This window comes from Marinagarivorans cellulosilyticus (genome assembly GCF_021655555.1).
Lineage (GTDB): Bacteria > Pseudomonadota > Gammaproteobacteria > Pseudomonadales > Cellvibrionaceae > Marinagarivorans > Marinagarivorans cellulosilyticus.
In genome coordinates this window covers 2,107,097-2,124,429 of record NZ_AP023086.1, presented here as the reverse complement: position 1 = coordinate 2,124,429, position 17,333 = coordinate 2,107,097, and the positions used below count along the sequence as shown (strand labels likewise).

Here is a 17,333-nt window from a genome sequence, read left to right as displayed (position 1 = left end):
TCACAGGTGTATTTAAGGTGTACCGCAGCTGGTTTCAGTCTTCGGGGGCATTATTAGCGTTTCACGCCCGCCTAAAAAAACAATACTGTGCAACGCGCGCGCAATACTCGTCACTAATACTCCCGCCAATACAACATTCGATCGTGGCCGCGGTAGGTGCCGAAGTTAATTTGGTTATCCGGCGTAGCGGTATCGGAATAATCGCCATCACCATTCCAATCAAAACGCAACCACGGGTAATTGGTCAAATCGATGGAGGTTTTAAAATTACCCGTATTCCCCGTACCCGGCGCACTAAAGCGGTGGGTAGCATCGCCGCCGGAAAAGCTTACGGCATCGCCCACAATGCTTGCATAACTTCCCTCCGTAGTACCGCCACCCACAGTTATCGTACGATTGCCTTCGGTGTTAATTGTACCGCTGGGGTAAGAAATATCGCTTCGCGCAATAGTGGTACAGCTATCGTCGTCATTTTGCAGCCAGCTGGGCGAATCCCAATACTCGGTTAACAAAGGCACATTCAACAAGGCTGTTTCTGGCCCTAGGGCATCGCCTAAGCGCAAGCGCCCAAAGCGTACTTCTGTTTGATCTAGCTCGGCGCTATCTGTGCTGGCATCGCCATCGCTGTCTAAATCTTTGCTTGCGCTCGCCAGGCCTATGCCATCACTGTCATCAAAATCTGTCCCTACGGATAACGTCGTGTAAGGGCCGTCGGGTGTTGCACCTCGGGCAAGTGCAAAACTCGCATTTACAGTGCCATCGCCGCTCCAAGCCAAGCTTGTTGCTGCGCCGGCTAAACGCGCACTTAGCTCGGTGGCAGCATTAATATCGCGAGCCACAAAGTCGAAGTCACCTAAGGTTAATTTAACAAAGTCACCCGTATAGTTTTGCAAGCTACTACCTCGGCTGCTCTGCGGCGAAATCGCAAACTGCCCACTAAAGCCTTGCCCCATGTAGCTGTAATCGAGGCCAGTTTGGCATGCTGCGGTTAATTCCCCGCTAGCAAAAGTAAAGTTGGCCGGCGTAAAACGGCCAACATTGTTGGAATAACTTTGGCTTTTTTCGGTAAAGGCTACATTTTTGCCCATGTATTGGCCATCGGTAACTTCGGCTTTAATCTCGATGATGCCCACCTCATCAAAATAAACCCGTTCGATGTAACCACTACCGCCAGAAAAGTTATCAACCGTTCTGGCAAGTGCCGCTAAGGTATCTTCGTCTTTTAACCCTGAATCTGTACCGCCGGCCGGTAATAACAAGGCACTCGATAAGGTAATAGTCTCGGCTGGATTTTCTTGGCCCATGCTAGCAATAACCGGGTTGTTGGATAAATCCGCACGGCTAGCGTTGCCTGCAGTATCGTGGCCATCGGGGATTTTATCGTCGTCAAGATCGTCCGCCGCCTGCCAAGCCACAGCTGTCACATTCACTCTAAAAATCTCGCCCGCCGCCTGAAACGCAGCCCCAGCGCCGGTCGTAGCAGCAGGGTTACCTGCCACGATCACGTAATAACCGAAGGGGCCGTAGGTTTTCACATCAGATTCAAAAACCAGATCCACATCGGCAAAACTGCGAGTTTTATCCGCCACGTGAAAACTGTACATGCCCGAATCTGTCGTATTTAAGGTAAAGTTGGCCACGCCGTTCACGAAGGTTAAATTGAAATTATTACTGCCCGGCTCGCTGCTGGGCACCGAAACCGAATCGCCGCTGATGCTATCGACAAACGTCGGCGCAGTGCCATTCGGGTCGGCCGCCGAGCGGTCTAACCAAACCTTCACCCCCGCTTGCGAATATTCCGAGTTGATCGAACAATCCCCCGTTATAGGGTCTTGCTGTTGCATTCGAATTTCCCACACTTGCGGGTAGCCCACAATTTGCGTGCCGCCGGTAGAATCAAAACCCGAAAAGCTATTGGTTGTATAAGTCACAGTAGATGACGTACCGGTTGCACCTGCATCAGAGTCCACCGCTGTTACCGTTAACCCTTCAGTCCTGCCGTTGTCTAAGTGCAGTGTTACAGTGCCATTGTCACTGGCAGAAAAAGTATAAGTAGCCGCCCCCGAATCGCTCGCCCCCGCACTAAGCGTGCCGTAAGCGTCGCTTGCGGTACCTGTTTTACTCCAATCGCCGTGCCCAGTAGAAGTGCTTAAGGTTAGGGTGCCGGTATAATCGGTGATAGGGTCTGAGCTGGCATTGTTAACCGTAAAGGTCACGGTTTCTGGATCACAGGTGGACGCCGTAGCACCAACACTAATCGCAATATGATCGGGAGTATTTAACGCAGGGCAAGCGCGAGTTTCGGCCGCAACCACACTAATTTCATTTGCGGTGAGCTTAGCACCGTAAAGGCGAACCTCGTCTAAATGGCCATCAAAAGCCCGGCTGGTTGGATTAAGGTCGTAGCCAACCGCAATTGGGTCATCATTCGGCCCTAGGGCATTTGCATTGGTATCGGAGGTCGACAAAACACCATCAATATAAATTTTCTGCTCGCCCGCCTCAAAGGTAACCGCCACATGGCTCCACTGACTAAGCGGTAAAGTGGCCGTAGTAGTAACGCCCTGCCAATCACTATCGGCATACCACTCAAAAATCACCTGGCCCGTCGTCGTAATATGCACCTCAAAATGTGTATTTTTAGTAATTAAGGTGCTTAATCTCGTAGGTGGATAAGCATTGGGGTAAACCCATGCCGAAAACGTTAGCTCAGCAACATCCAACACACTGTCGGCCCCAGGGTCAGTAATTGTTACATAACCATTATTACCTAAATCAAATGCGCCATAAGCGCAGGTACCGGGGTCGCCAGCCAATGCAGGTGAAGCTGCATTGGTATTGGGGAAGCCACTTACACTTACTGCTGTGCCATGCAAGTTATTGCCGCTACTGTCTACCACTTCATTTGCGGTGCCATCCCAACCGGCATCATCAAAACGCCATTCAGCAATAGCGGTTCGCGTTGTACTTGGGCAACTGTGGGTGGCTGCGGCTACAGCGGCTACATCACTGGCAGACAACGCACTATCGTAAAAACTAAACTCTTCGATATTTCCCCTAAAGCCACGAGTAGTAGGAGCAGAGTCATACCCCACAAAGAGAGGGCTATCGTTAAAGAGATAGCCATCAGAAAAAGTGGCGGTTGTTTCTAGCGCGCCATTTAAGTACAACTTTTGCTCACCGTTGGTGTAGCTATAAGCAACGTGCGTCCACGTATTAAGTGGTAGCGTACCTGTAGCAAAAATCGTATCCCAATTGCTGCCATTGTCCCAATTAATCACTAGCTCACCAGCGTCATCCATATGCACTTCGTAATGGCTGCCTTTGGTAGCAAGCGTATAATACTCACCGGAACTGGGATAAGAGGTCGGGTAATACCAACCGGCAATCGTATAATCGGGAGCGTCAAACACGCTACCGGCGCCTGGGTCGGTAATGCTCACATACCCCGAACCGTCAAACACACCATAACCACAGGTGCCAGGGTCGCCACTTAATGCCGGGGAAGCCGTTGCTGTAGTGGGTTGTGTACCCGCATTTACCGTAACTGCATGCAAGCCATTGCCACTGCTGTCTTCTACTTCACCCACTGCGCCATTCCATAGTGGGTCATCAAAGCGCCATGTTCCCACGGATGCTACGCCTGATGGATCCCCACCTCCACCACACGCCTCACTAAAGCCGCCGCTGGATATGTACGATTGCTCGTAACGCAGATTGGCGCCAAACTGAACCGTAAGATTCGAATTGGATGTTAAAGCCCCCGTAATATCAGCATTATTATGCAACGATATACTGCCGCCGCTATAAGCGATTAGCTTGCCTGACGAACCGGACTGAAAAGTAAGATCGTTCAACACGTAAATAAATAAAAACTCAGTTGCGCCGCCACCCGCGTTTAACGTTACGTTGGAGCCCGCCGAAAAACCCGAATTTACAAAAATGCGCACTAATCCGGCCGAAGAAACGTTGATTACAGAACCGGAACCTATATTGAGATTGTTATTAAAGGTGTAGTCACCAGGCGCGAAATTTAAGGTAGTGTCGCTATTGATATTAACGTTATTAAAAGCACCTGGCGTAAAGTTATAGGTATCGCCGTAAGCTACCGTCACATCCGAACCCGCAGGGAATGCGGGGATATCCGTAAATGCCGGCGCGACGGTATCGGTTTTAGTACAGGGAATACCCGAACCACACCCACTGGCATCACTATTGATATTTTTAGTCACGACCTCATTGTTTGGCGCATCGTGGATTGTGCCGCCATTATGAATAATAATTTGAGCAACATCGCTTACGTTCGCAGCAACACCAGGGAAACTACAACTACCGGAAGCGGGGCTAGTAGCCTCCGACTTCTGAAGTGAAAACCAATTTAAATTTACATACGGGTTAGAAAACTCAAGGCGAATCGTATGCAGGCCCTCTGTTAGCGCGACGGTAGCCGTCGTATCGGCATAAACATTCCAATCGCCGGTTACCTCTGTAATGGTTGTAGTTTGCGCGGTGGTTCCATCTACTCTAAACAAAATATCCCCGCCCGTGCCGCCCCCGCCCGTGCCGCTGGCGTGACGATATTTAACGGTGTAATCTGTCGCCTCATCGATATAAACACTGTATTCCAGCCATTCACCATCTGCGATGTAACCCACCGTGCAGCCCCCGCCATCGGTGGTATCGCCTAAGTCGACCCCCTCGTAGTAGTAAGGGCAGAGAGTTAGCGCCGCACCGTTATCTGTTGCCTGATTATCGAAGTTAGTGTCGTTAGCGCTGATGTAATCTTCAGCTTCTATTCGGTATTCTGCATCATCTAAGATGTAAACCGTTTTTAGCTCTAAATCGAACCAGTTAAGGTCATAATTAGGGTCGGTGAACTCCGCGCTTAACGTTTGCGCACCGGCTTCAAGATCAATGACGACCGTACTATCACCAAAGGTGTCCCAACCACCGGTACCCAACAAGTTGACTGTAGCCAGCGTACTGCCACCAGACGTAAAAAGCAGATCGCCCGCGTAGGTAAGCGCATCTCTACCACTCGCGTAGCGAATGGCGACCCGATAAGCACCCGCATGCGAAGGGTTAATGGCATAATCTAGCCGCTCACCCGCTCGCACGTAACCAACCTTACAACCGCCACCGCCCTCATCGGAAGTATCCGTCACATCAACGCCATAACCACCGTATACGCAATTAGTGGGCACAGTCGCCCTATTTTCTGCCTCCGCATCGTAGGCATCAAAATACTCTTCGGCCTCAATTCGAATAGAATCCGAGGATGGCGGCGATATAGGCGGTGCAACTTTTTCGAGTGAAAACCAGTTTGCATTGAGCCACGGGTTAGAGAACTCGAGTGTAACGGTTTGAGTTCCGGCAGATAAAGTCACCGTATCGGTGTCGCTAGCGAAGGTGCCAAAACTACCCGTTGTGGTGGTGAGTGTTGTGGTGAGAATAGTCGAACCATCAACCTTAAAAATGACATCGCCTGGTGGGCTGGTGCCTTCACCCGCAAAATTGTAGGTTAGGGTGTAATCACCCGCTTCTATTACATTCACATAATAATCAAGCGTCTCGCCATCAGCGACACTTGATAATGCGCACGCGCCCACGCCGGAATCGTAAACATCCACATCAAAACCATTGTAAACACAAAGCGCTGGACTACCTGCCGCGTTGCCTACAGTTGTATCGTAAGCACTCACATACTCTTCGAAGCCAATTTGCGTTTCACCACTGGCCGGAATATCGATTGCCGAAGGCCCGCCGACTTTCTCTAACGAAAACCAACTAAGGTTCATAACCGGATTCACAAATTGGGTGGTAACAGTGTGGGTGCCCGCCGGTAAAGTGACTGTATCTGTCTGTGTCGTGTAGGTGTTCCAATCGCCGGTATTGGTCGTTAATGTGGTTGTAGTAACCGTGGAGCCATCAACCTTGAACTGTATTTGCCCAGGCGAGTTACTAGGGCTAGCGTAATTGTATTTAACCGTATAACTTCCGGCCTGTGCGATATTAACGTCGTACGTCAGCGTTTCGCCGTTGGCAATATAACCAATAACACAGTCGCTGCCGCCGTTATCCCCCACATCAACATCAAAACCATTGTAAGTACACGACGACGGGCTGCCCGCAGCGTTACCCCCTGTAGTATCGTAAGCGCTAACGTAGTCTTCTGCTTCAATTTGCGTTTCGCTATTGGCGGGGATACCTACCGTGGCCGCCGATACCGGTGCGCTAAGCACAGCCAAGCACAGCACCACCGCCAACACGGCGCTATAGGCTATGCCCACGCAGTGAGTTCCGCGATTTATGCGCTTTTTATACCCCGCCAACCCTAATTGCTCACCCAAACGCATTCACCCACACCTAACACATACTATTGTGCATTAAGTGTAGGTAAAAATAAGGCGCGCATAGTGCCTATGGGGGTACGAAAAGCGCCGTTGGGCGAAAGCGCCAAAACAGGTATATGGGTGACGCCATTAATAACCTCTAGGCGCGATTGATCTTAATCGTCGAGGGAGGCTAACCAGAGGTTTTGCGAGGATTTATCGTACTCAGACCACAACTCGCGGTAGCTGCGTTTTAGCTCGGGGTGCAAACCACTTGGCCAAGTATCTGCCAAAGGTCTTAAGACAAAAGCGTTTTTCAGTACTTCATCGCGCGGCAGTGTTACACCATCAATACAGCCCACCACATCGTCGTAAGTCAGAATATCGATATCCAGCGTTCGGCCACCAAACTTAGGTTGCGTGCGGTCGCGGCCATGGGCATCTTCAATGGCGCGCAGTGTTTCCAACAGCTTACCCACGGGTAAGTGGGTTTGAATTTGTACCACCATATTCAAAAAGTTATCGCCATCAAAACCTACCGATTCACTTTCGTAAACCGGCGATAAAACGAGTGCGCCAAATGTGCCCTGCAGCGAATTTAAAGCGCTTTTAAAAACCACTTTTGCATTTTGATTACTGCCTAAACCTAGCAATACCTCAGCCATTAGGGCTTTTCTCCTCGTTCGATGGTAATACCAATATCCTGTGCATCAGCAATGGCGCCGGGTTTGTGAACACTCAGTTGTAGCCATGCTATGCCGAATTCTGCCTGTAGTAATGCGGCTAAATGCTCCGCCAATGTTTCGATCAATTTAAAGCCGCTTTGGGCCACAAAGTGCTGTATACGGTCGGTAATGGCTTTGTAGTCTAGTGTGTGCTTAAGGTTATCTTCTGCTGCAGCTAAGCGAATATCGGTAGCCATCACCACATCAATATAAAGTGCTTGGCGAATTTCGCGCTCCCACTCAAAAACACCGATCACCGCCTCTGTTTTTAGGCCTTTAATAAACACGGTATCGGCACTCATCGGTTAGGCTCCGCTTTTGCCGTGCTAAGGCCCGCTAGCTCTGTCATTGGCCAACGCGGCCGCACTTCAACGGCAAGGGTTTCACTTTGCCCAGCAAGTAAACGCTGACAACCCGCGTAGGCAATCATGGCGCCGTTATCAGTGCAAAACTCGTGGCGCGCATAAAAAACTTTAGCGCCCATTTTGGCCAATGCGGCCTCCAACTTTTGCCGTAGCCGTGTATTTGCCGATACACCGCCGGCTATCACTAAGCTTTTCATGCCACACTGCTCGAGTGCACGCCGGCATTTAATCACCAAGGTATCGGCCACGGCCTCCTGGAAGGCGTGGGCAATATCGGCACAGGTTTGATCATCAGGCAAGCCATCGTCTAGCGCATGCTTAGTCACGGTATTAAGGGTAAAGGTTTTTAAACCGCTAAAGCTGAAATCTAGCCCTGGGCGGTCGCACATTGGCCGCGGAAATTTAAAGCGCCCCGCTTCGCCTTGCTCGGCCATGGCGGCTAAGCGCGGGCCACCGGGGTAATCGAGGTCTAACATTTTTGCCGCCTTATCAAAGGCTTCGCCTGCGGCATCGTCTAGCGATTCCCCTAAAAGAGTGTATTCACCCAGCGCTTGCACCTCGATTAACTGGGTATGCCCGCCAGACACAAGCAATGCCACAAAAGGGTAGGGCGGCGGGGAATCTTCTAACTGTGGCGCTAACAAGTGCCCTTCCATATGGTGTACACCAATAGCCGGCACACCTAACCCCATTGCAATAGCCCGGCCGGTACACGCCCCCACTAATAAAGCGCCAATTAAACCTGGCCCCTTGGTATAGGCGACGGCGTCAATATCCGCTTTACTTAACGAAGCCTTTTCGAGCACTTCGTCAACTAAGGGTAATAATTTACGGATATGATCGCGCGACGCGAGCTCGGGCACCACCCCGCCGTATTCAGCGTGCAGCGCTATTTGGCTATACAATGCGTGAGCCAACAGGCCCTGCTCACTGTGATACAGCGCAACACCCGTTTCATCACACGACGTTTCTATTCCAAGGACTAACATTCTTACACCGAGCTACCATTAATTTTGCGCGCAATATTACCCTGCAGCCCCCGATTTCTCTATGATTTTCGCGCCATAGCGCAAAACCAAAGTGCTGTCTACAATTAAACGTTGCAGGGGCGGCATCAACTGTATAGAATTGCGCACCCTTAAAAGGCTGCCCCCTAAAGCAGTCGTACTAGCCAACATTTATTTATTACAGGTAGATATATGCCTTCAGTAAAACTGAAAGAAAACGAGCCATTTGATATTGCCCTACGTCGCTTTAAGCGTTCTTGCGAAAAAGCAGGCGTTCTTGCAGAGGTACGTCGTCGCGAGTGCTACGAAAAGCCCACAACTGTTCGCAAGCGTAAAGCTGCCGCTGCTGTTAAGCGTCACGCTAAAAAGATGTCTCGCGAAACCCGCAAGTTCCAACGCCTTTATTAATAGCGCTGCTGGGCCTCTAAAGCTTCAGCATTAGATATATACGCTATTGGGCCCCTAGCCCACCGACGGTGAGCCATTGGGGCTGGGCACTTTGGCCATGCCAACGTTCCCCGTTAGGCCGCACAACCACCTAACACAACTTTAGGGCTACTACCTGATGAGTGAAATCAAGAAAGCAATCACCGACGCCGTTAAAGCAGCAATGCGCGCAAAAGAAAAAGAACGCCTTGGCGTTTTGCGCATGGTTACCGCTGAATTTAAACGCATCGAAGTTGATGAACGCATTGAACTTGATGACGCTCGCGTGCTCGCGGTGCTCGACAAAATGGTTAAGCAGCGCCGCGATGCCGCTACCCAATATACCGATGCCGGCAGAGAAGACCTTGCCAACATCGAGCAATTTGAAATTGGGGTAATTAAAGACTTCCTGCCGCAACCGCTTAGCGAAGACGAAATTCAAGCACTTATCAACGATGCCATCGCCAATACTGGCGCCAACGGCATGGGTGATATGGGCAAAGTTATGGGGTTTATTAAACCCAAAGCACAAGGCCGCGCCGACATGGGCGCCGTTAGCAAGCTGATAAAAGCTAGCCTGCAAGGTTAAACACCCAAGCGCGCAAACCTGCGCACGCATCACGCACACACCGCTGTAAACCTTGTAGAATTGGCACCCGCAACCTTTGCGCGTGCCACTACTTTTGTTGTGATACCTCGACGCCATGAGCTTAATCCCACAACCCTTCATTGACGACCTACTGAACCGACTCGATATTGTCGACATCGTTGATAAGCGCGTTAAGCTTAAAAAAACGGGCAAAAACTATTCGGCCTGCTGCCCTTTTCACAACGAAAAAACGCCCTCATTTACCGTAAGCCAAGACAAACAGTTTTATTATTGCTTTGGCTGCGGCGCCTCTGGCAATGCGGTTGGCTTTTTAATGGAGTTTGATAAGCTCGGCTTTGTTGATGCCGTAGAGCAACTCGCCAGCAGCGCAGGCCTGCAAATACCGCGCGAAGAACCCAAGAATAAAAACCAAGCGCCAAAGCAAGACTTTAAAAACCTTTACAAGCTCTTGGCCGACTGCAGCGACTACTTTCAACAGCAACTAAAAGCGCACCCCAGCCGCGACAAGGCGGTAAGCTACCTACAAAACCGGGGCCTAACGGGGTATATCGCCAAAAACTTTGGCCTGGGCTATGCCCCCAAAGGATGGGATAACCTGCTCACAAAATTCGGCGAAACCGATAGCGACCGCAAAACCTTAGTAACCGCCGGCATGCTTATCGAGCACGAAGACGAAAACAAACGCTACGATCGCTTTCGCGACCGCATTATGTTCCCCATTTTGGATATTCGCGGCCGCACCATAGGCTTTGGCGGCCGCGTACTGGGCGAAGAAAACCGCGTTGGCGCAGATGGCAAAAAAGTTAAAGGCAGTGGCCCCAAATACCTCAATTCGCCCGAAACACCGGTATTCCATAAAGGTAAAGAGCTATACGGGCTTTACCAAGCACGCCAAGCCAACCGCGAGCTAAAGCACTTGCTTGTGGTTGAAGGCTATATGGATGTTATAGCCCTTGCCCAATACGGCATTAACAACGCCGTAGCCACACTGGGCACCGCCTGCGGCGAAGACCACTTAAAGCTGGCCTTCAAATACACCAACACCATAGTGTTTTGTTTTGATGGCGATAAAGCCGGCCGCACCGCCGCCAAGCGCGCACTAGAAAACGCACTAGAGGTAATGACTGACGGCTACCAAATTAAGTTTCTCTTTTTACCCGAAGGCCAGGATCCAGACACCCTCGTACGGCAAATAGGACAAGACCGCTTTGCCGAGCTAATACAAAAAGGCTCGCCTTTAGAGGAATTCTTCTTTGATGTGCTTAGCGAAGGGCTAAACATTAACACCATGGAAGGCCGCGCCCGCCTAAGCAAACTAGCGGCGCCACTGCTTCACAAGCTGCCCAAAAGTGTTTATCGCGAACTTATGTTCGAGCTACTATCGCAACGCACAGGCTTAAGCCTTGATATTTTAATGGAGCTAATTGGCGAGCCCGTGCCAGTGCTTGTACCGGCAACAGCGCCAACGCAAACCGAAGAACAAGCTGTACCACCAAGCTTTAACCAAGGGCCGCCAGCCAATAACGAAGACTACGCCCCCTTAGGGCAACCGATAGAGCAAGAACTGGAAGCATCCCACTTCCCGCAGCAATTACAACTTCGCTCCGAGCCACGCAAAAAATCGAGCGTAGAACTTAGCCCAATCAGGCTCGCTACCGCCCTATTACTTGAGCACCCCAACTTGGCGCACAAACTAGAAGAGCCCGAACTACCAGAAACCACTGAAAACCTACAATTAATGCAGCTTTTCAGTTATTTAAAGCAAAGAGAAAACCCCAGCTTTGCCAGTATTATTGGCTATTGGAGTGGGCGCTTTGGCGTAGAAGCACAGCAACAACTCACCGCCATTATGGCCAACCAGCTACTTGCGCAAGCAAAACGCGGCAACAACTACAACGACCAACAAGAGCTTCAAGACGCCCTTGAAAAGCTTAAGCTGCAAGCGCTGGAGCGCGAACGCCAAAATCAGCTGGCAGAGCTGAAATCGAGACCGATCAACGAACTATCGCCAGAAGAGCGACAACATTTCCTGCAATTACTTAAGGTTGGCAAACAAGTCCATTAGTAAAAATTAGAAATCCCCGTTATAATGTCCGGCTATCCCGCCTTCACCTAATATGCTTTTACGGATGCTTTAATGAGCGAAAACAAACAGTCGCGAATCAAAGACTTAATCAATCGCGGTCGCGAGCAAGGCTACCTGACCTACGATGAAGTTAATGATCACCTCCCCGAAGACATCTCCGATCCAGATCAGGTCGAAGATATCATCCAGATGATTAACGACATGGGCATCCGCGTATTCGAAACCGCGCCCGATGCCGATGAGCTGTTGATGAACGACAGCGACAACCCCGATGAAATTGCCGCTGCAGAAGCTGCTGCTGCGCTAGCTGCAGTAGAAACCGAAGCTGGCCGCACCACAGACCCTGTGCGCATGTATATGCGCGAAATGGGCACCGTGGAGCTACTGACCCGCGAAGGCGAAATCGCCATTGCCAAGCGCATTGAAGAAGGTATTCGCGAGCTAATGCACGCGCTAGCATTTTGGCCTGGCTCAGTAAAAACGATTCTTGATGAATTCACACTTTGCGAAGCTGGCGAGCGCCGCTTAACAGACGTTATCAGCGGCTGGCTAGACCCCGCCGAAGACCCAGAAGCCCCCAAAACAGAAGGCTTCCAAGAAAAGAAAGAAGACGCCAAAAAAGATGATGGCGACGATGCTGATGACGATGACGATGAAGCCGATACCGGCATCGACCCAGAATATGCCCGCGAACGCTTTAACGAACTAAGAGACGCATCCTTAGCTGCTGAAGAAGCCATCATCGCCAAAGGCCGCATGAGCAAAGAAGCGGGCAAAGCACTCGAAGAGCTTGGCGGCGTTTTCCGCTTCTTCAAACTGCCACCGCGCCAGTTCGACCCCGTTTACGGCAGCGCCCGCGAGGTACTACAAAAAGTTCGCCAAACCGAGCGCGAACTGATGATGCAGTGTATTCGCTACGGCAAAATGCCACGCAAAACCTTTATCAAAGAATTCCCCGGCAACGAAACCAACCTTGACTGGATCCCTTCCATCGTTAAGAAAAAGCGCGACTACTCCGATAGCATGCGCAACGTGGCCGACAACATTTTAAAGCTGCAAGAAGCCCTGCTGGAAATAGAACAAGCCACCGGCTTAGAGCTTAGCACCATTAAAGAAATCAACCGCCGCATGTCGCTCGGCGAAGCCCGTGCCCGCCGCGCCAAAAAGGAAATGGTTGAAGCCAACCTACGCCTTGTAATTTCTATCGCCAAAAAGTACACCAACCGCGGCTTACAATTCCTCGACCTTATTCAAGAAGGCAACATCGGCTTGATGAAAGCCGTCGATAAATTCGAATACCGTCGCGGCTACAAGTTTTCGACCTATGCAACATGGTGGATTCGCCAGGCAATTACCCGCTCTATTGCCGACCAAGCGCGCACCATTCGTATTCCGGTCCACATGATTGAGACCATTAACAAACTCAATCGCATCAGCCGTCAAATGCTTCAAGAAATGGGCCGCGAACCCACACCAGAAGAACTTGCCGAGCGCATGGAAATGCCCGAAGACAAAGTGCGCAAAGTGCTTAAAATCGCCAAAGAACCCATCTCGATGGAAACCCCAATCGGCGACGATGAAGATTCGCACTTGGGCGACTTTATCGAGGACGTGTCGATAACGTCACCGGTAGAATCAGCCACCACCCAAGGCCTGATGGAATCTACCCGCGAAGTACTAGCCGGCCTTACCGCTCGCGAAGCCAAAGTACTGCGCATGCGCTTCGGCATCGACATGAACACCGACCACACGTTGGAAGAAGTGGGTAAACAGTTCGACGTAACGCGCGAGCGCATTCGTCAGATTGAGGCGAAAGCACTGCGCAAACTGCGCCACCCCACCCGCTCAGACCACCTACGAAGCTTTTTGGACGAATAATCCAAAGTCACACAACGCAATACCAAAGCCTCTGATTTCAGGGGCTTTTTTTTGCCCATCAATCCATAAAAGAAGCAGTAAAAACCTAGCCAAGCTCAAATCAAGACCTTATAATGCCCGTCCCTTTTATGCCGCAGCATAGCGCGGCATAGCTGATCAAACAGTCAACAGGCTTAACGATCAATCATATTCAGGGCCTTTAGCTCAGTTGGTTAGAGCATCCGACTCATAATCGGCAGGTCCCCAGTTCAAGTCTGGGAAGGCCCACCATATAAACAAAAAAAGCCCCCTTTCAGCTTGCTGATCGGGGGCTTTTTTTGTTTATATCATGCTCTCAGATTTTGTTCGCTCTGGCCCAGCTCACTAATTGCGCATGCAATCAGCAACGAGGCGCCAGCCGCTGCCAGCCGGGGCGTAAAAGACCTTAGTCTTTTACGCTTCGCTCTGGGATGGCACCAATACCGCGCGCTAACTGCTTTTTATAAATATCAGTTCTCTAGGTTTCGCTCGCTATGGCCAAGCCCACTCTAGCTCACGGGCCCCATTTTTAAAGATTCACTAAAGCCATCAAGATAAACTACCCCCCATTTAATTTTTGCCGCTCGCCATATCTTTTACCAGAAAAAATGGTAAAGCTTTCATGCGTGCTCTAATGTAGTTTTCACATTACGGCGACTTTTTAGCGACATTGTGGCTGTTAATCTCCCCGTGCTTTATCACTTAGATACGACCGATTCTTGTGGGGATAGAACTATGAGCAGGCATTTGAACACACTGAGCAAATGTTTAAGGCAAATATCATGGCTGGCTATGTCGGGCTTCATAATTGGCCTTCCACTTTTTGCCCAGGCAGCAGAGGCACCTGGTGCACTGACCTTTATCGTCAAAGACCAAAATACTGCACGGCCTCTGTCAGCAGTAAAGGTCACGATAAAGGAGCGGGAGACCGATTCCACGCAGTCGGCGCAAACCGACGCAGACGGTCGTGCGGTCGTGGAACAGCTCGCCCCAGGCCTCTACTCCGTGAGCATTGTCAAAAGCGGGTTCACATCTTCGTACAAGCCAAGCGTGCGCGTGGTTACACGTAAAAATATTAAAATCGAATTCGAGCTGACAGAGCAAGCTATAGAGGAGGTACTCGTTCTTGGGCAACAAACAAAAGCGCTTGCATCAGTAAATAGTACCTATCTCGATAGAGAAGCGTTGCGCAGCGCCGTCGGCGGTGGTGCAGATCCACTCCTCGCGCTGGACGGCTTACCCGGCTTGGCATCTTCCAGCGAATTTGCAAGCTTTAGCGTACGCGGCCGTGGGCCCAGAGACAACTTGATATTCGTGGATGGCTTTCCTTTTGATAAAGCGGTGCACTTTGATGCAACAGTAGGCGAAAACGAAGATGTTGGTGGTGGCGGTCGCTTCTCGATTTTTGCGCCGAACGTTATCAGCGGTGCAGAGTTTTCACCTGGTGGGTGGGAGGCGGCTTATGGCGGCCGAGCGGCTTCGCTACTCAAGCTAAACGTTGCTGACGGCAACCCAAGCCCGTCGGCAAGCCTGCGCTACGACCTTGCAGGTTATGAAGTGGGTTACGACGGTCCAGCCGGTATCACAGAGGGCTCTACGATGCTTGTTTCTGCTCGGCGATTGGATTTCGGGGCTTTATTTGAAACCATCGAAGAGCTCGACATCGGAGACCCCGTCTTAAGAGACGTGATCGTAAAGTCCGTCATACCCATCAACCAAAACAACACGATGGAAGTTCTGTTGATGGATACACACGAAGACTACACGCGCGGCGTGACGCACGTCTTCGCATCGCCTAATTTTGAAGACACTTCACTACAAGATTCAGAACAGGATAGTGATTTATACGGTTTAACGTTGCGATCTTTGCTTGGTGAAAAAGCGGTGTGGAGCAATAAAGTTTACTACCGTAAAAGCGACAAAGTCAGCTCTGAAGGTGAATCATTCCCCGAGCTCGTTCCAGAAGGATCGCCAGCATCTAGCTATCCCGTGCGCGAAGACATTATTACCGTGGGTGAAGGTGAGGCAGAGGCCGGTTGGCATAGCGACTTTGAGCTTGTGAATCGATTGGGCAGTTTTAGTGCCGGTATTCGCGTCACGCAAATTGAACTGGATTACAGCACCGTTTTAGATGGCGACTGGAATCAGTACGTCTACGATTCGGATGACTATAGGCCCAACCCCGACCAGAAGTATATTACCCTAACCCCCGAAGGCATCGACTCCTCACTCAGTCAAAAGGAGACGAGCTTTGCCAGTTATGTAGAGCAGTTTTTTGAGCGAGGCGCATGGGAGTTTCGCACCGGTGTGCGCTTTGAAAGAGATGGCTTTGCAGACCAAAGTTTCGCTTCACCCCGGTTCAGCGCCAATTGGCAGCAGAGTAATCTAGTACGGTATTTTGCCACCGCCGGGTTATTCCATCAGTCGCCTCGGTATTTAGACCTTGCCGCCAACGCCGCCAACACACTTGAAACCGAAGAAATCACGCACGGTAGCTTGGGTTTTGAAGTGTTCCCGAGCAATAGCTGGTCAATATTGACTGAAGCGTATTATCAAAACCTCGATAATCTCGTGGTCGACCTCGATCGAACAAGCGGAACCTTTGCAAACATTGGTGACGGCACATCTTACGGAGTCGACATCGTGGCCACCGGTACAATTCGCGAAGGCCTTTACTCTACCGCAACCTACTCTTACAACGATGCCAAAGTGGACCGCAAAGACGGTCGCGGTGAGGTCGTCGATGAATTCAGCCGCGAGCATGTCGCTACCCTCGGCTTAACCTGGGAAATCAACAACCGCTGGAAGGTTGCCGGGCGGTACAAATACCTTTCGGGCAGGCCAGACGACGAGTTTATTGTTCACTCAGACGTATTGGATGCCGGGCAACCTTTGCGCTATTCAAAAGAAATTACCGAGCGCAATGTCGGCCGCAAAAGCGGGTCCAGCTCGTTGAATATTCGCGTCGACTACCGGCGAGCGATCGGCCCCATAGATATCACGGCCTTCCTCGATGTTATCAACGTCACCGCCGCATCATCAAGCGACGACACCGAGTTTGACTACCGACGAGGCATTGACGTAAAAGATGATAGCGAAGCGGAGCCTTTGATTGGCTTACGGCTGGACTATGCATGGTAAGAAGGGCTTGGTAAATCGTACCTGATAGGGGGTAGCAGCGAAGATGGTAAACGCATTCAACTCAACGCCGATTAGAGCGTTGATTGTCGAGGACAATCGCGACATTTGTGAGAACATTGCCGCTTACCTCGAAAAGCATCACTATATCCTAGACTTTGCCTACGACGGAATCAGCGCTATGCATTTAGCGTTGACCAACCCGTTCGATGTTATCGTTTTAGACTTGATGCTTCCGGGGATGGATGGCCTGCGTTTCTGCCAAAAGCTACGTACCGATGCCGAAGTCGAAACGCCTGTACTTATGCTGACGGCGCGAGACACGCTCGCCGATAAACTCAAAGGGTTCGAGGCGGGAGCAGATGACTATTTAGTCAAGCCATTCGCACTTCAAGAGCTCCATGCACGATTGCAGGCGCTACACAAACGAAGCCACGGGAAAACCGATAACCAATTAACCGTTGGTGACCTCACGATGAATAGAGCTACGCTGCAAGTGCACCGCGCAGGTAGGCTTGTCGATCTCACTCCCGCTTGCATGAAGCTACTTCAACGACTTATGGAAGCGGCGCCTTCGGTGGTGTCTCGAGAAGATCTCGAAACCGTGCTGTGGGCTGACGAGCGCCCCGATGGGGATGCACTGCGTTCGCACTTGTACAAACTGCGACAGGCTATCGATAGGTCCTTTGCTACCCCGCTTATTCACACGGTACATCGTATCGGCTACCGGATTGCCGAGGACTAGGGC

Annotated in this window: 10 protein-coding genes and 1 tRNA gene; 7 read left to right on the top strand and 4 right to left on the bottom strand. The window is 50.8% G+C overall.

Annotation, left to right across the window (positions count from 1 at the left end):
* Nucleotides 1-113 precede the first annotated feature (113 nt).
* From MARGE09_RS08280 to tsaD, 4 genes are all read right to left on the bottom strand, one after another.
* Nucleotides 114-6,356 (bottom strand): DUF6701 domain-containing protein, encoded by a 6,243-nt coding sequence (locus MARGE09_RS08280; protein ID WP_236986862.1) that lies wholly within the window; start codon nt 6,354-6,356, stop codon nt 114-116.
* 152 nt (nt 6,357-6,508) lie between these two features.
* Nucleotides 6,509-6,997 (bottom strand): 2-amino-4-hydroxy-6-hydroxymethyldihydropteridine diphosphokinase, encoded by a 489-nt coding sequence (gene folK, locus MARGE09_RS08275; RefSeq protein WP_236986861.1) that lies wholly within the window; start codon nt 6,995-6,997, stop codon nt 6,509-6,511.
* Nucleotides 6,997-7,359: a dihydroneopterin aldolase gene (gene folB, locus MARGE09_RS08270; RefSeq protein ID WP_236986860.1), complete on the bottom strand. Its 363-nt coding sequence runs from the start codon at nt 7,357-7,359 to the stop codon at nt 6,997-6,999. Before folB ends, folK begins: the two co-directional genes overlap by 1 nt.
* Nucleotides 7,356-8,411, bottom strand: a complete 1,056-nt coding sequence (gene tsaD, locus MARGE09_RS08265) for a tRNA (adenosine(37)-N6)-threonylcarbamoyltransferase complex transferase subunit TsaD (RefSeq protein WP_236986859.1) — start codon at nt 8,409-8,411, stop codon at nt 7,356-7,358. Before tsaD ends, folB begins: the two co-directional genes overlap by 4 nt.
* A gap of 210 nt (nt 8,412-8,621) precedes the next feature.
* Here tsaD and rpsU point away from each other — a divergent pair, with 210 nt between their 5' ends.
* The 7 genes from rpsU (at nt 8,622) to MARGE09_RS08230 (ending at nt 17,330) form a co-directional block, all read left to right on the top strand.
* Complete coding sequence (gene rpsU, locus MARGE09_RS08260; protein ID WP_236986858.1) at nt 8,622-8,837, top strand: 30S ribosomal protein S21; 216 nt, start codon at nt 8,622-8,624, stop codon at nt 8,835-8,837.
* 154 nt (nt 8,838-8,991) lie between these two features.
* Nucleotides 8,992-9,444, top strand: coding sequence for a GatB/YqeY domain-containing protein (locus tag MARGE09_RS08255; protein WP_275068748.1), 453 nt, complete (start codon nt 8,992-8,994; stop codon nt 9,442-9,444).
* A 115-nt stretch (nt 9,445-9,559) separates the two neighbouring features.
* A complete protein-coding gene (dnaG, locus tag MARGE09_RS08250; RefSeq protein WP_236986856.1) occupies nt 9,560-11,530 on the top strand; it encodes a DNA primase in 1,971 nt (656 codons plus the stop codon).
* Between the two features lie 72 nt (nt 11,531-11,602).
* Nucleotides 11,603-13,429 carry an RNA polymerase sigma factor RpoD gene (rpoD, locus tag MARGE09_RS08245; protein WP_236986855.1) on the top strand — a complete coding sequence of 609 codons (1,827 nt, stop codon included), beginning with the start codon at nt 11,603-11,605 and terminating at the stop codon, nt 13,427-13,429.
* A gap of 193 nt (nt 13,430-13,622) precedes the next feature.
* A tRNA-Ile gene (locus MARGE09_RS08240) sits at nt 13,623-13,699 on the top strand.
* Between the two features lie 540 nt (nt 13,700-14,239).
* Nucleotides 14,240-16,588 (top strand): TonB-dependent receptor, encoded by a 2,349-nt coding sequence (locus MARGE09_RS08235; RefSeq protein WP_236986854.1) that lies wholly within the window; start codon nt 14,240-14,242, stop codon nt 16,586-16,588.
* Nucleotides 16,589-16,631: 43 nt separating this feature from the next.
* Complete coding sequence (locus MARGE09_RS08230; RefSeq protein WP_476703462.1) at nt 16,632-17,330, top strand: response regulator transcription factor; 699 nt, start codon at nt 16,632-16,634, stop codon at nt 17,328-17,330.
* The last annotated feature ends 3 nt before the right edge of the window (nt 17,331-17,333 follow it).

Coding starts and splice junctions, on each gene's coding strand:
- MARGE09_RS08280 (WP_236986862.1), bottom strand. CDS start 6,356: ATGCGTTTGGGTGAGCAATTAGGGTTGGCGGGGTATAAAAAGCGCATA.
- folK (WP_236986861.1), bottom strand. CDS start 6,997: ATGGCTGAGGTATTGCTAGGTTTAGGCAGTAATCAAAATGCAAAAGTG.
- folB (WP_236986860.1), bottom strand. CDS start 7,359: ATGAGTGCCGATACCGTGTTTATTAAAGGCCTAAAAACAGAGGCGGTG.
- tsaD (WP_236986859.1), bottom strand. CDS start 8,411: ATGTTAGTCCTTGGAATAGAAACGTCGTGTGATGAAACGGGTGTTGCG.
- rpsU (WP_236986858.1), top strand. CDS start 8,622: ATGCCTTCAGTAAAACTGAAAGAAAACGAGCCATTTGATATTGCCCTA.
- dnaG (WP_236986856.1), top strand. CDS start 9,560: ATGAGCTTAATCCCACAACCCTTCATTGACGACCTACTGAACCGACTC.
- rpoD (WP_236986855.1), top strand. CDS start 11,603: ATGAGCGAAAACAAACAGTCGCGAATCAAAGACTTAATCAATCGCGGT.
- MARGE09_RS08235 (WP_236986854.1), top strand. CDS start 14,240: ATGTCGGGCTTCATAATTGGCCTTCCACTTTTTGCCCAGGCAGCAGAG.
- MARGE09_RS08230 (WP_476703462.1), top strand. CDS start 16,632: ATGGTAAACGCATTCAACTCAACGCCGATTAGAGCGTTGATTGTCGAG.